General features: G+C 43.6%; 15 protein-coding genes and 2 pseudogenes. 13 read left to right on the forward strand and 4 right to left on the reverse strand.

Annotated elements, in window-relative coordinates; all coding sequences use genetic code 11:
• Window positions 1–46: 46 nt before the first annotated feature.
• Window positions 47–1,003, reverse strand: coding sequence for a ketopantoate reductase family protein (locus AQR02_RS12070; protein WP_054940709.1), 957 nt, complete (start codon window positions 1,001–1,003; stop codon window positions 47–49).
• 266 nt (window positions 1,004–1,269) lie between these two features.
• On the opposite strand from AQR02_RS12070, the gene AQR02_RS12075 reads away from it, so the two are divergent.
• Window positions 1,270–1,905, forward strand: coding sequence for a methyltransferase family protein (locus AQR02_RS12075; RefSeq protein WP_054940710.1), 636 nt, complete (start codon window positions 1,270–1,272; stop codon window positions 1,903–1,905).
• A 35-nt stretch (window positions 1,906–1,940) separates the two neighbouring features.
• Here the strand turns inward: AQR02_RS12075 and AQR02_RS34130 are convergent, their stop codons facing one another.
• Entirely contained in the window at window positions 1,941–2,267 is a 327-nt protein-coding gene (locus AQR02_RS34130) for a hypothetical protein (RefSeq protein ID WP_232381135.1), read from the reverse strand.
• The gene (locus AQR02_RS34135; RefSeq protein WP_245237356.1) at window positions 2,255–3,334 is read right to left on the reverse strand and encodes a transposase; all 1,080 of its coding nucleotides are present in this window, start codon (window positions 3,332–3,334) and stop codon (window positions 2,255–2,257) included. Before AQR02_RS34135 ends, AQR02_RS34130 begins: the two co-directional genes overlap by 13 nt.
• Before the next feature lie 117 nt (window positions 3,335–3,451).
• Here AQR02_RS34135 and AQR02_RS35550 point away from each other — a divergent pair.
• A pseudogene (locus tag AQR02_RS35550) lies at window positions 3,452–3,574 on the forward strand (IS701 family transposase); the annotation flags it as partial.
• Window positions 3,575–3,606: 32 nt separating this feature from the next.
• Here AQR02_RS35550 and AQR02_RS34140 read toward each other — a convergent pair.
• Window positions 3,607–3,801: pseudogene (locus AQR02_RS34140) on the reverse strand (MarR family winged helix-turn-helix transcriptional regulator); the annotation flags it as partial.
• A 618-nt stretch (window positions 3,802–4,419) separates the two neighbouring features.
• On the opposite strand from AQR02_RS34140, the gene AQR02_RS12085 reads away from it, so the two are divergent.
• The 11 genes from AQR02_RS12085 to AQR02_RS12135 form a co-directional block, all read left to right on the forward strand.
• A complete protein-coding gene (locus tag AQR02_RS12085; RefSeq protein ID WP_054940711.1) occupies window positions 4,420–4,845 on the forward strand; it encodes an arsenate reductase ArsC in 426 nt (141 codons plus the stop codon).
• Between the two features lie 118 nt (window positions 4,846–4,963).
• A complete protein-coding gene (gene arsC, locus AQR02_RS12090) occupies window positions 4,964–5,431 on the forward strand; it encodes an arsenate reductase (thioredoxin) (RefSeq protein WP_054940712.1) in 468 nt (155 codons plus the stop codon).
• Window positions 5,432–5,541: 110 nt separating this feature from the next.
• Window positions 5,542–5,871 (forward strand): ArsR/SmtB family transcription factor, encoded by a 330-nt coding sequence (locus AQR02_RS12095; RefSeq protein ID WP_054940713.1) that lies wholly within the window; start codon window positions 5,542–5,544, stop codon window positions 5,869–5,871.
• Between the two features lie 88 nt (window positions 5,872–5,959).
• On the forward strand, window positions 5,960–6,304 hold the full coding sequence (locus tag AQR02_RS12100) for an ArsR/SmtB family transcription factor (protein ID WP_054940714.1): 345 nt from the start codon (window positions 5,960–5,962) through the stop codon (window positions 6,302–6,304).
• Entirely contained in the window at window positions 6,305–7,615 is a 1,311-nt protein-coding gene (locus tag AQR02_RS12105) for an arsenical efflux pump membrane protein ArsB (protein ID WP_054940715.1), read from the forward strand.
• A gap of 21 nt (window positions 7,616–7,636) precedes the next feature.
• Entirely contained in the window at window positions 7,637–8,056 is a 420-nt protein-coding gene (arsC, locus tag AQR02_RS12110; RefSeq protein WP_054940716.1) for an arsenate reductase (thioredoxin), read from the forward strand.
• A 61-nt stretch (window positions 8,057–8,117) separates the two neighbouring features.
• Entirely contained in the window at window positions 8,118–8,480 is a 363-nt protein-coding gene (arsD, locus tag AQR02_RS12115) for an arsenite efflux transporter metallochaperone ArsD (protein ID WP_054940717.1), read from the forward strand.
• A gap of 17 nt (window positions 8,481–8,497) precedes the next feature.
• Entirely contained in the window at window positions 8,498–10,273 is a 1,776-nt protein-coding gene (arsA, locus tag AQR02_RS12120; RefSeq protein WP_054940718.1) for an arsenical pump-driving ATPase, read from the forward strand.
• A gap of 14 nt (window positions 10,274–10,287) precedes the next feature.
• On the forward strand, window positions 10,288–10,569 hold the full coding sequence (locus AQR02_RS12125; RefSeq protein ID WP_054940719.1) for a HesB/IscA family protein: 282 nt from the start codon (window positions 10,288–10,290) through the stop codon (window positions 10,567–10,569).
• A 20-nt stretch (window positions 10,570–10,589) separates the two neighbouring features.
• Entirely contained in the window at window positions 10,590–11,027 is a 438-nt protein-coding gene (locus AQR02_RS12130) for a protein-tyrosine phosphatase family protein (protein WP_054940720.1), read from the forward strand.
• A gap of 181 nt (window positions 11,028–11,208) precedes the next feature.
• Window positions 11,209–12,087 (forward strand): AAA family ATPase (locus AQR02_RS12135; RefSeq protein WP_159067754.1); only part of this gene is annotated, 879 nt, incomplete at its 3' end.

A 12,087-nucleotide genomic window follows, 5' to 3' on the forward strand; every position in this document is an offset into this window, starting at 1 on the left:
ACTGTGACCTCTCGGTAAATTACTGAAAGCCAGTTTTCATGTCCCCTTACACAATAGGAGAATCATCTTTTGAAAGATTTTTTCGTAACTTATCAATAGAAGGGGTAGCCACATTACTCTTTTTGATTAGCATATCAAATTCTTCCTGAAGGCAGATCATCTCGGGTTTTGCTGCGGCTGTATGCTTTGCCATGGCTGTTTCAGCAAACTTTGTGCCCATGATAATTTTAAAAATAGGGGCAATCATAAAAACGGGAAGTTTTAAATAGTGAAGTTTTGAAGGTGTGATTTTAATGCCTAATTTAGTCAACACAGCAAAGCCTTCTTTTATCCCCAGAACCATCAATTTAATATCTGCATATGATTTTGCCAAAGCAAAATTATTACTATTATGTTTATAAAGGGCGTTACCGATACTTGTAACCATTGCCACATGCGTTTTCTGCCACATATCCATGTTACTAGTTACAACTGATGAAATACCGGCACTGTTAAAAATATCTACTATTTTTTGTAGCCTTTCGGTTTTTTGGCCACTGTATTCTGAAAAAGTAGTGGACTGAAAAGCCCGCATGAATCCCTTGCCGATAAAGTAATGTACCCGGCCGTCTACACGTTCTCCTCCTGCGGACGGAAATCCTAGCATCAGGCGGTCACTACCCACTGCATGAACCCATTCGTCATAACCAGATGCCGTATTGACTACAAAGACAATATTTTTTGATATATTTTGAGAAAGTATCGGCAATACACTGCCTATCTGTGTTTTTTGCATTACTACGATTATGTAATCGAAAATATTGTCTGGCAACAGATGTTCAATCAAATTTACCTTTGCAATTTCTTCTCGGTTGTTGCCTGGATTCACGAGAATCACGCCGTTTTGTTTCAGTTCAACAAGTCTTGTCCCCCTTGCAAGGACAGTGATATCATATCCTGACAACGCAAGTCTCCCAGCAAAAATACTCCCGATTGTGCCTGCACCATAAATAAGAATTTTCAAGTGATCTCTCCTCATCGAATAAATAGAAATAGTATGTAGTCCGTTCACGTCTATTCTAATCTTTTTTAAGGTAAAAATAAATTCACGGAAAGGAGATATTTCCCAAATGAGCAGCATGGCTTACCGATTTCTTTTTTCAGATTTATATTTTTTTATGGATTGAGCTGAAATCCGTTGGTAAGTTTTTCTTGGTTTTTTCCAACACATAATGTACTATATAATATATGAATGGTTGCTCATGTGTTCACTTTATAGGAGGGATCAATATGCAGATAACTGATATTATTTCTATGGTATTACTAATTATTTTTGGCACAGGATACATTCTCAAACTGGTATTGTTGAAGCAAAGAGAGAAAATTAATGCTAATGTATTGGCAAAAGGAACTAAGGATTTTTCAATTTATAGTGCTGAAATGTTTGTTAGAGTATCCAGTTCATTGTGGCTGCTGGCCTGGGTATCAGAGATTATATTTCATCATCAAATATCCTCTGTTATTGGTTTCTTGTTTAATAATATCTATACAGCATATATAGGCATAATGATAACAGCTGTAGGAGTAGGGATATTTATTTTGGCAACCATTGTTATGAAAAGCTCTTGGAGAGTAGGTATAGATAAAACCACAAAGACAACGCTTGTAACTGATGGTATCTACAATTTCAGCAGAAATCCTGCTTTTGTAGGTTTTAACTTGATGTTTATTGGTCTATTCGCTACCTATGCTAACCTCTTTACCTTAATTGTATTGGTTATCAATCTACTTGCCTTTCACTTATTAATATTGCAAGAGGAAAAGCATCTGTTTTCTATGTTTGGTGATGAGTATGAGAGATATACAAGAAAGGTTCCAAGATACTTTTTGATATTTTACTGGACAGTGAAAAGTTCTAATCACTAAGAAGCCAGGGAATCAGCATGGTAATCAGCGAATTCCTACTTGGCTTGAATTATTTTGGTTATGGATAAATGCGGGTTACGAGCAAACAAGCGAAAAATAGATTTGCGTAAATAAGCCATAGCCGTCGCTTCGGAAACAATGGCCTTGGAAGGGGTTCTCAGGTATCGGAAAAACAGGCCGGGAACAAGGGACGAATAACGCACGGCGACCAGTTGCAACAGGCCCATGGCGATGCAACTGCACATGACGTAGCCTTCAATGGCCTTGACCGTCAACCGGATGTTTTCCTTGTCCTTCTCATCGGTTACGTGCTCCAGTGGATGGGGTTCTCCCTTCTTCAAATAACGCTTCAGCTTCGGCATGGATTGCTCCAGAATTGGTAGCTGAATCCACCGATCACCTGTTTCATTTCGCGGAAGGTGCATTCGATCTTGAAGCGGTACCCATACAAGCGGATGATGTCCGTTGCTTCTAGCGTCGGGTCGGTGCTCACCAGAATGGACAGCTGGCCACCAAACCGAACTAGGACAAAACGCAGCTCCTGGTACAACCCTTGTCCCCACAGCAAGTCCAGGCGCAGATACTGGACGGTTTCTTCCTTACCGTAAAGCGCCACCTGCGCCGTTTGAAACGCTGCCGCGCGGCTTTGAAACAGGGATTTCAGTTTGACAGCCATCCCCTTTTTTCGTGGACGGCCGCGTCCCTTCTTTGTCTGGGAAGGAGGCTCATATGCCACTACGTTAGACTTGGCCTTCGAAACGATGTGCAACCTCGTTGTCCATGACGCGTTTAACTCGTTCAAGCGTTGCAGTGCAGGAACGGACAGAAAGTAACGATCCAGCAGGATTAAGGCTTTCCCGAATGTCTTGGCAGCCGTGAAGCCCTGATCCACCCTCTGAACCACATGGGAATCCTGCCCTTCAGTACTGGCGCTCCAGCCCAAAATGGTTTTCACGCCATCCTTCAGATTCATGAACAAGGGCAGGTAAAACCATTTCTGCGGCGTTCCCATGAGAATGCCAATGGCGCCAAACAGATGCCCGAAGATGTACTCCGCCTTGGAGGGATTTTCGGACTCCTGATGAAGTTTCTTGACACCGGGCATCCGGCGGGCTTCCTTGGTCTGCTTCATCCCATCGCCGATAAGCACGACCATCCCGTTGACGTAAGAAAGTGGGGCTGTTTGTTTCACGATCTGAATCCACGTCAACCGAAGGGATTCCAGCGACCATGCGGAAGAGCGAAAGAAATGAATCAGGCTCTCGTAGCAACGGGCAGGTAAAGACAAATCCCGGATGATGGAAGTCACGCCTAGATGATCCGAACGCAACATGAAGCCCATGATGATCACAACAAACCAGTGGTAAGCGGCTCCTCTGGTGAAACAAGGACGAAAAGAATGCAAAAGAGAATCGATAGTTTTTGGCATGGTATGGCGAATCGCAAAGGAATCGGGTTAACTACAGGATGTAACCCTTTCAGCGATTGATCTCCTTTTTGGTGTAGGAACCCTAGGATATCATGCCTTCGCTTGATTGGGTTATTTTTCTTTTCTAAACCGGTTTTAGCGCATCTGGAAACCTATTTGAAGGTAGCAACCGACAAAGGATTTCGCGGAAAAGTAACGGATCTCGCGGAATACAGCGATTGTCATCGAACCACGCTCGGTCCTACTTGGCGGGAGGCGAGGAAGCAATCGAATCTGCTAAAGGTAGTAATATCGGTCCCAAGTGCGTCAGCGACCTGTTGCATGGAGGGATTGTGGCTTCGATCAATTTCATACAGGAGATGGCTTTGGGTCGCAGAGAGATCACATCCACCTATGCTGCAGCAATCCTTATTGAGCAAACCTAAACGCCGGGTCATGATTTGGAATAATTCTCGTGGAGTTTCCATTATTTTCACCTAAAAATACATTCATTCCAAGCGATTATTTAGCGATCTATTAAGCTTTGGACTAATAACCACGGCTATATCGTTAACACCGGAGCTTATCCTACTTCTGGTCTAACATTGCCGATTTGTGATTTACTTTTAGTAGATTCGATACTAGAAGCGTAGGCAGTCCTCCAATCATAGTGATCATTAAGGTTAATCTTAAGTAGAAATGCAGGCAGTACGTCTAAACTGCATGTATCTTTACAGACAAAACCTTTTAAAATTATGGATGTGGAAGTCTACATCGATCAGTTCGATATTGAAAGAAAAATACGGTGTTATCCCTAGAAAAAACTGAACTCAATATATTCACCAAACTTCTGCAGCATAAATCCAGATACGTTTCTCTAGATTATCTGGAGAATATTTGTATTTTGATTTGCAGATTTCAAGTCTCACCATTTGGGAGCATCTTTTTAAACTGCACAAGAAGCTAAGAGTTTTCACGGAGTAATGGAGATCAAACACTTAAGAAAATGAGGTTATCGCAATTTTACAAAGCGATAACATAAAGTGTGATTTGTATATAATGATCTAATTATAAGATGATATATAAATAGAAAGGGGCCTGAGAAGATGGAAAAACCTATTCGTCTGTATTTCCTCTGTATCCAGAATCGTTGCCGCAGTCAGATTGCCGAGGCTTTTGCCAGACATTACGGTGGTGACCATGTGATCGCTGAAAGTGCTGGACTTGAATCCGGAGAGATTCATCCTTATACCATTGAAGTTATGAAAGAAGTAGGGATTGATATTTCAGGCAAAAGCTCAAAAACGATTGATATGAAAAAATTTATGCAATCGAAAGTCATTATTAAATTATGTGAACAAGTCAATGAAAAGTGCCCGATTGTACCCTTTGCCATCAAGAATGTACAGTGGGATGTTACGGACCCATTGACCCATGAGGGCCGTCTGGAAGACGTGAGGGCTGCTCGTGACGAAATTCAGCTGCGCGTGATTGAGTTATTGAAGGAATTAGACGTACCCGTTATCGAATAAAGACTCCTTGCATGGATACCAGGTTTGGACTCAGAGTATGCTCAATTACTATAAATGTAACTACATATTTATTGGCATTGCTTATTGGTCATATACATTGTTTACAGGAGGAATAATGATGGAAGTGCCCTTCGTAATATTATTTCTTTGTACAGGTAATTCTTGCAGAAGCCAGATGGCTGAAGGATTCGCTCAATATTACAGTACGCTTTATCATGGGAATTTCGAGATTTACAGTGCAGGCCTTGAAGCACATGGACTAAATCCGCGAGCCGTAAAAGTAATGGAGGAAGCTGGTGTAAGTATTTTACATCAAACCTCCGATATTGTTTCTCTTTCTCTCATCGCTCGATCCGACATCATCGTAACCTTATGCGGGCATGCAGATGAGCATTGTCCGACTTTGCCTCCAAGAGTGAAAAAGGTTCATTGGGGATTTGATGATCCAGCAAAAGCCACCGGGACTGAAGAAGAAATAATGAATCAATTTCGTGAGGTTCGAGATTTAATTAATATCAAGATGAAATGGTTCATCGAAGGATTGTCAAAGAATGATCATCTTGAATTTAAAGACATCCTTTTATAAAATCACAACACTATAGAAATAGCCTTTCTTGATTTTAAACGAAATGAACTTTAATATATGATTATATATTTATGTATCATTTGGTTTGTACTCTTGAGAGGACAGTGCATATGTTCAACAGTGAAATGGCTGAAAAGCTGAAATTATTAGGTGACAAAACCAGACTTACGATAATGGGACTTTTAAAAGATAAAGAATGGTGCGTCTGCGATTTAGTGGAAATCCTGGATATGTCACAACCTAATGTGAGCCAACATTTAAGAAAATTAAAGGCACAAGGACTGGTCAAGGAAACACGACGTGCGCAGTGGGTTTATTACTCCTTGGATATTGAGGGTAAACCCTATATTCAAACTATTCTGAATGCATTACCGGATACCCAAACGCTATTATCCCTGATAAAGGGAGATTATACAGAATGTGCTTGTGCTTGTGATTGAGGATCGAACAGCAGAGAGCAAAGGCGTATTCTCACTTGAATATATAAGTGTATAGTTATATAATAATAAAGTGAAAGGGGGAGTGAAGATGAGCTTTGCTTTGGATGAGTTGGATGAAGTGTCGCAGACATTAAAGCTTTTGGGAGATAAAACCAGGCTGACGATGATGAAGCTTCTGGAAAAGCAAGAATGCTGTGTGTGCGAGCTTGTTGAAATTTTCAAGACGAGTCAGCCATCAGTGAGCCAGCATCTGCGGAAATTGAAAGATGCAGGCCTAGTCAAAGAGAACCGGAAAGGGCAGTGGATTTTTTACTCGGTCAATCCAAACAGCATTCAGCATGAATTGATTCAGAATCTGATTGCCTTCGTTCCTTCACAAGATCATGAACTGGAAGAGCTCGATAAGAAAGGCTTAAGAATCTCATGTGATTAAATGGAGGTTAGCGGATTGGTTTCGGTACTTTTAGCAAGTTTTATTTTTCTCGTAACCTTAATATTTGTGATTTGGCAGCCCAAAAATCTGTCTATTGGATGGTCGGCCTGCGGCGGAGCGATTCTTGCTTTGCTTGTAGGCGTAGTCAGTTTTAACGATGTTCTTGATGTTACCTTGATTGTATGGAATGCCACACTGGCATTTGTTGCGATCATTCTGATTTCCTTAATCCTCGATAAAATTGGTTTCTTCGAATGGGCTGCCTTACATATGGCCAGAGCTGCCCGCGGGAATGGAATCCGGATGTTTATCTATGTCACTATTCTTGGAGCAGTGGTGGCAGCGTTTTTTGCAAACGATGGTGCTGCGCTCATTCTGACTCCAATTGTGCTAGCTATGGTCCGGGCACTCAATTTTGATGAAAAAAAGGTTTTCCCATTCATCATTGCCAGCGGATTCATTGCAGATACCACTTCATTGCCGCTAGTTGTCAGTAATCTCGTCAACATTGTATCAGCGGATTTTTTTGGGGTTACGTTCATGGATTACGCAGGGCATATGATTATGCCTACCTTATTTTCATTGGGAGCAAGTATCCTGGTTCTGTACCTATTTTTCCGAAAGAGCATCCCGAGAACGTTTGACAGCTCCCAGCTAAAAAATCCGCAAGAAGCGATCAAAGATATGAAAATGTTCAAACTATCCTGGTGGGTACTAGCGGTTCTGCTGGTCGGATACTTCGTTAGTGAGTTCCTTAACATTCCGGTGTCAGTGGTTGCCGGTGTTATCGCAATCTATTTCCTTCTCATGGCAAGAAGAAGCCCTAACGTTCCCACGATGGAAGTCGTGAAGGGTGCGCCTTGGGCGATTGTATTCTTTTCCATTGGAATGTATGTGGTCGTGTATGGTCTGCGCAATGCAGGTCTGACGGATGTCCTTGCCGATGCCATACAGGCTGTGGCCGATCAGGGGCTGTTCGCCGCTACAATGGGGATGGGCTTTATAGCCGCAGTGATCTCTTCGATCATGAATAACATGCCTACCGTCATGATTGATGCGCTGGCCATTGATGCTACGCATACCTCAGGACTGATTAAGGAAGCCTTAATTTATGCGAATGTCATCGGTTCTGATTTGGGACCAAAGATCACACCAATCGGTTCACTGGCTACGCTGTTGTGGCTGCATGTACTTTCAACCAAAGGTGTTAAGATATCATGGGGAACGTATTTTAAAACAGGCATTATTTTGACGATCCCTACGCTGTTTATTACATTATTGGGCCTATATATACGGTTGTCTCTATTTTAAACTCAAAGGAGATTAAGACACATGGATAAGAAAATCATTTACTTTTTGTGTACAGGAAACTCCTGCCGGAGCCAGATGGCTGAGGGCTGGGCGAAGAAATATCTAAGTGACGAGTGGAATGTTTACAGCGCTGGTATTGAGGCTCACGGTTTAAATCCAAAGGCCGTTCAAGCGATGAATGAAGTAGGCATTGATATTTCGGGACAAACCTCGGATATTATCGATCCGCAGCTGTTGAATAATGCAGACCTCGTCATTACATTATGTGGAGATGCTGCAGATAAATGTCCCATTACTCCACCACAAGTAAAACGTGAACATTGGGGATTTGATGATCCAGCCAAAGCGCAAGGAACCGATGAAGAAAAATGGGCTGTATTCCAGCGGGTTCGTGATCAAGTAGGCGAACGTATCCAACAATTTGCTGAAACTGGCGAATAATGAAGCTTAACAGCCGGGATCTCTTCCCGGCTGTATTTCTCAGTAAAGGAGACCCCAGTTCATGAAAACCATTGAAATTTACGATCCGGCGATGTGCTGCTCCACAGGAGTTTGCGGACCTGTCGTTGATCCTGAATTAATCCGTATGTCCGCTGTGGTTCATAATCTGAAGAAACAAGAAGTGAATGTCTCCAGATATAACCTGACCAGTGAGCCGGATGCTTTTGTATCGAATGCTGCAGTCAGACAATTGCTGACTGATGAAGGACCGGAAGTGTTGCCCATTATTTTTGTGGATGGGAAAGTGGCTAAGAAACAGGGCTACCCCACCAATGAAGAGTTAGAGCAGTGGACAGGAATAGCTGCATCTGAACTGATTGCCAAGCCTCGAATTCGCCTTGAAATTAAGACGAAGTCACAATAAAGGAAAGAAGGCGTAACATGTCCACTCTGTTTGATCCACTTACAATGTTGCGTACACCCTACCTGTTCTTTACAGGCAAAGGCGGAGTAGGTAAAACCTCAACGGCCTGTGCAGCGGCAGTAGTACTGGCCGACTCAGGAAAACGAGTTCTGCTTGTAAGCACCGATCCAGCCTCCAATTTGCAGGATGTTTTTAGTACCCAGCTTTCCAATCATCCAACGCCGATTGAAGGTGTTCCTAATCTATTTGCAGCCAACTTGGATCCGGAGACCGCCGCCGAAGAGTATAAGGTGAAAGTGGTAGCACCTTACCGGGGAGTCTTGCCGGATTCAGTGCTCGCTTCCATGGAAGAACAGTTATCTGGGGCGTGTACGGTAGAGATTGCAGCATTTGATGAATTTACGACTCTTCTGACCAATGACCAATTGAAGTCTCAATTTGATCATATTCTGTTTGACACCGCGCCAACAGGACACACCCTACGCCTCTTACAGCTCCCTTCGGCTTGGAGTGGTTTCCTGGACGATAGTACGCATGGAGCTTCGTGTCTGGGCCCCTTGGCGGGGCTAGAAGCCAAAAAATCACTATACCATGAGGCGGTTCAATCCTTATCAGATGGTACTCAAACGACGCTGATTCTGGTCTCTCGTCCGGAGCAATCGCCCTTATTAGAAGCCGCGCGCGCATCTTCTGAACTGAAAGGTACTGGGGTTGAAAATCAACTACTCGTGATTAATGGGATTCTTAGTTCCTATTTTATCGAGGATGCAGTTGCCAAGGGTTTTGTTGATCGCCAGCAGAAGGCGTTAACGCAAATGCCAGCCGAACTTCAGTCTTTGGAAAGCTACCATATCCCCTTAGCTCCCTTTAATGTGACGGGATTAGAAAACTTGCGTGCATTTTTCGTTCCCGTTCGAGCGAATGCTGATCATTTACACCCAGTAGAAGTGGACGCTGCTATTCCATCACTTGAATCTTTAATTTCGGATGTAGAGACCGATGGGATTCGAGTGATTTTCACCATGGGTAAAGGTGGCGTGGGCAAAACTACCGTAGCCTCCGCTATTGCTGTTGGGCTGGCCGAACGAGGACACCGGGTCCATCTCAGTACAACAGATCCTGCAGCTCATCTGGAGTATGTTATTGGTGACAATTGTGATCAGATTACCGTTAGCCGAGTTGACCCGAAGGTGGAGCTTGAAAAATATCAGCAAGAAGTGATCAGCCAAAATGCGGATTCCCTCGATGATGAAGGCCTTGCCTTTTTGGAAGAGGATTTAAGATCACCATGTACCGAGGAAATTGCCGTTTTTCGTGCTTTTGCTGATTTGGTAGAACGATCTGAAGAAGAGATTGTCGTTATTGATACGGCGCCGACTGGACATACCTTGCTATTGCTGGATGCAACTCAGGAATATCATAAAGAAATCGCCCGTTCCTCCGGCACCGTTCCAGATTCTGTACAGCATTTATTGCCTAGACTACGTGATCCGAAAGAGACGAGCGTCGTCATTGTCACGTTAGCGGAGGCTACTCCAGTTTATGAAGCATCTCGCCTGGAAAAGGATCTGAAGCGTGCAGGGATTCCTACGAAATGGTGGGCAATCAATCAGAGCTTTGCTGCGGCAGGAACAACTGATCCAGTGCTTAGCGGGCGAGCTCATGCCGAACTAGAATGGATTCAAAAGGTACTTCATAAGGCTGAAGGGCATGCCATAATTATTCCTTGGGAGCCGGTTGAAGTGACGGGATATGAGCAACTCAAACGGCTTTCAGCAAGTATTTTGAAATAGAAAGAGTGAGATCAATGATCATTACAGATGAAGCAAAAACATTTATTGAGAACATGATGAAGGAAGCCGGAGTCTCCACCTTGCGATTTGGTTATAGTGATGCAGGCTGCTGCGGACCCGGTTACGAATTGTCGCTCGAGAAACCGCAACCAGACGATACCGTGACTATGGTTAATGAAGTTGAGGTCGCTGTTGATTCCCGGGTGACTGACCAGATAGGCGGACTTACACTGGATTTTGTACAAGACGAACATGGTGCTGGACTAACTATAAGTGGCGGAAGCAACTGCTGCTAGAGAGATAGGGGAGAACTATAATGGCAAATTATCATGAACTGATTCCAGGCAAAGTATATATCGGTGGGGAAAATGCACTACTGGAAGCCCTTAAGGAGCAAGAGATATCCGATGTGTTTGACTTGAGAGATACCGGTACTAAAGCTGAAGGTTTTCCTGCGGAAGTAACCCGCCATCATTTCCCGATTGTGGAAGATGAGAGCGGCCAGGAAGGTTCAGTTCAAGCAGCCATTCAGGCGGTCACAGCAGCAGTAAATAGCGGGAAGACAGTGTATTTCCATTGCGCTGGCGGCCGTAACCGTACAGGCACCGTAGCCACAGGGCTTTTGATGGAACTGGGCTTGGCTTCTACGGTGGATGAGGCTGAAGCATTGGCCAAAGAGAAGCGTCCAGATATCAATATCAAGCAGGAAATGCGCGATATGCTGAAGGAGTTTTATCCTTTAACTAGGATTTAATATGCATCACGTTAATGAAGGGATTGTTTCCTAAGAGGGAAATAATCCCTTTTTTGCATGTCGCTATTCGTAGTTGAAATGATCATTGAAGGAAGTTGAAGACCGATCTAAAAAAAGATTGAAATCCAAAATTAGGTAGTTTACTGTTGAGGTGGAGAACGAATGTATGGGAGGAATAGAAATGAGCGAGCAGCAGCGTACGATAGAACCGTTGAATCAAGGGCGTCCTCGACTGAAGCAATTGATCATTCAGAATTTTCGCGGAATAGGCAATCATCCAGTCACAATTGAACTGGATAAGATTGTCGTTTTAGTAGGGCCAAACAATGTTGGTAAAAGCTCCATTCTTCGGGCCTATGAGGTAGCAATGTCCGAGGGCTCCAATGAAGCAATTCTGCTGCAGGATGACTTTCCAGGTGGTGTGGTACATCACGAGTCTCTCCCCATGATCGAGCTTCATACGGTTATTCAGGATCATGCTCCTGGAGCGAGATGGATACATACGGATTCACTTACCCAAGAGAAGGTGGTCAAGGAGAGATGGACGTGGGCTGCTCCAGGTGCACCCAAGCGTCAAGGCTTCGATGTAGAAAAAAACATTTGGGCAGAAGATGCGGTTCCATGGGGTGCACCCAATGTCGCCAACTATAATCGACCAAAGCCACATCGAGTCGATGCTTTTTCAGATCCTAAAGTGCAAGCGGATGTCATCGTCAAACTGCTGAGCAATGTCATTAAAGAGAGAGTAAAAGATGTTCAAGAAGAGGCGGGGGAATCTCAATACAAACATTTGCTTCGTACGATCGCAACATTAAGACAGCAAGTAATCAGTGAATCCATCGGGCATATCGAAAAAATTGAACTACAGGTTTCGGAGCTACTCAGTGAAGTATTCCCCGGATACGTTGTTAAATTTGATCCTCGGGCAGAAGAGGAAGCGGAGAGTGACCTTAATCTATTTCAAAAAGTAAATAACGCACAGCTAAAGATGGGACATGGTGAAAATGGTCATTTAACCACACTGGATCGTCAAGGAAGCGGTGCAAGACGTACCTTATTG

Origin of the sequence: Paenibacillus ihuae, from assembly GCF_001368795.1 — a bacterium.
Lineage (GTDB): Bacteria > Bacillota > Bacilli > Paenibacillales > Paenibacillaceae > Paenibacillus_AQ > Paenibacillus_AQ ihuae.

Coding starts and splice junctions, on each gene's coding strand:
- AQR02_RS12100 (WP_054940714.1), top strand. CDS start 5,960: ATGAGCTTTGCTTTGGATGAGTTGGATGAAGTGTCGCAGACATTAAAG.
- AQR02_RS34130 (WP_232381135.1), bottom strand. CDS start 2,267: ATGCCGAAGCTGAAGCGTTATTTGAAGAAGGGAGAACCCCATCCACTG.
- AQR02_RS12125 (WP_054940719.1), top strand. CDS start 10,288: ATGATCATTACAGATGAAGCAAAAACATTTATTGAGAACATGATGAAG.
- arsD (WP_054940717.1), top strand. CDS start 8,118: ATGAAAACCATTGAAATTTACGATCCGGCGATGTGCTGCTCCACAGGA.
- AQR02_RS12085 (WP_054940711.1), top strand. CDS start 4,420: ATGGAAAAACCTATTCGTCTGTATTTCCTCTGTATCCAGAATCGTTGC.
- arsA (WP_054940718.1), top strand. CDS start 8,498: ATGTCCACTCTGTTTGATCCACTTACAATGTTGCGTACACCCTACCTG.
- arsC (WP_054940716.1), top strand. CDS start 7,637: ATGGATAAGAAAATCATTTACTTTTTGTGTACAGGAAACTCCTGCCGG.
- AQR02_RS12130 (WP_054940720.1), top strand. CDS start 10,590: ATGGCAAATTATCATGAACTGATTCCAGGCAAAGTATATATCGGTGGG.
- AQR02_RS12095 (WP_054940713.1), top strand. CDS start 5,542: ATGTTCAACAGTGAAATGGCTGAAAAGCTGAAATTATTAGGTGACAAA.
- AQR02_RS12075 (WP_054940710.1), top strand. CDS start 1,270: ATGCAGATAACTGATATTATTTCTATGGTATTACTAATTATTTTTGGC.
- arsC (WP_054940712.1), top strand. CDS start 4,964: ATGGAAGTGCCCTTCGTAATATTATTTCTTTGTACAGGTAATTCTTGC.
- AQR02_RS12105 (WP_054940715.1), top strand. CDS start 6,305: ATGGAGGTTAGCGGATTGGTTTCGGTACTTTTAGCAAGTTTTATTTTT.
- AQR02_RS34135 (WP_245237356.1), bottom strand. CDS start 3,334: ATGCCAAAAACTATCGATTCTCTTTTGCATTCTTTTCGTCCTTGTTTC.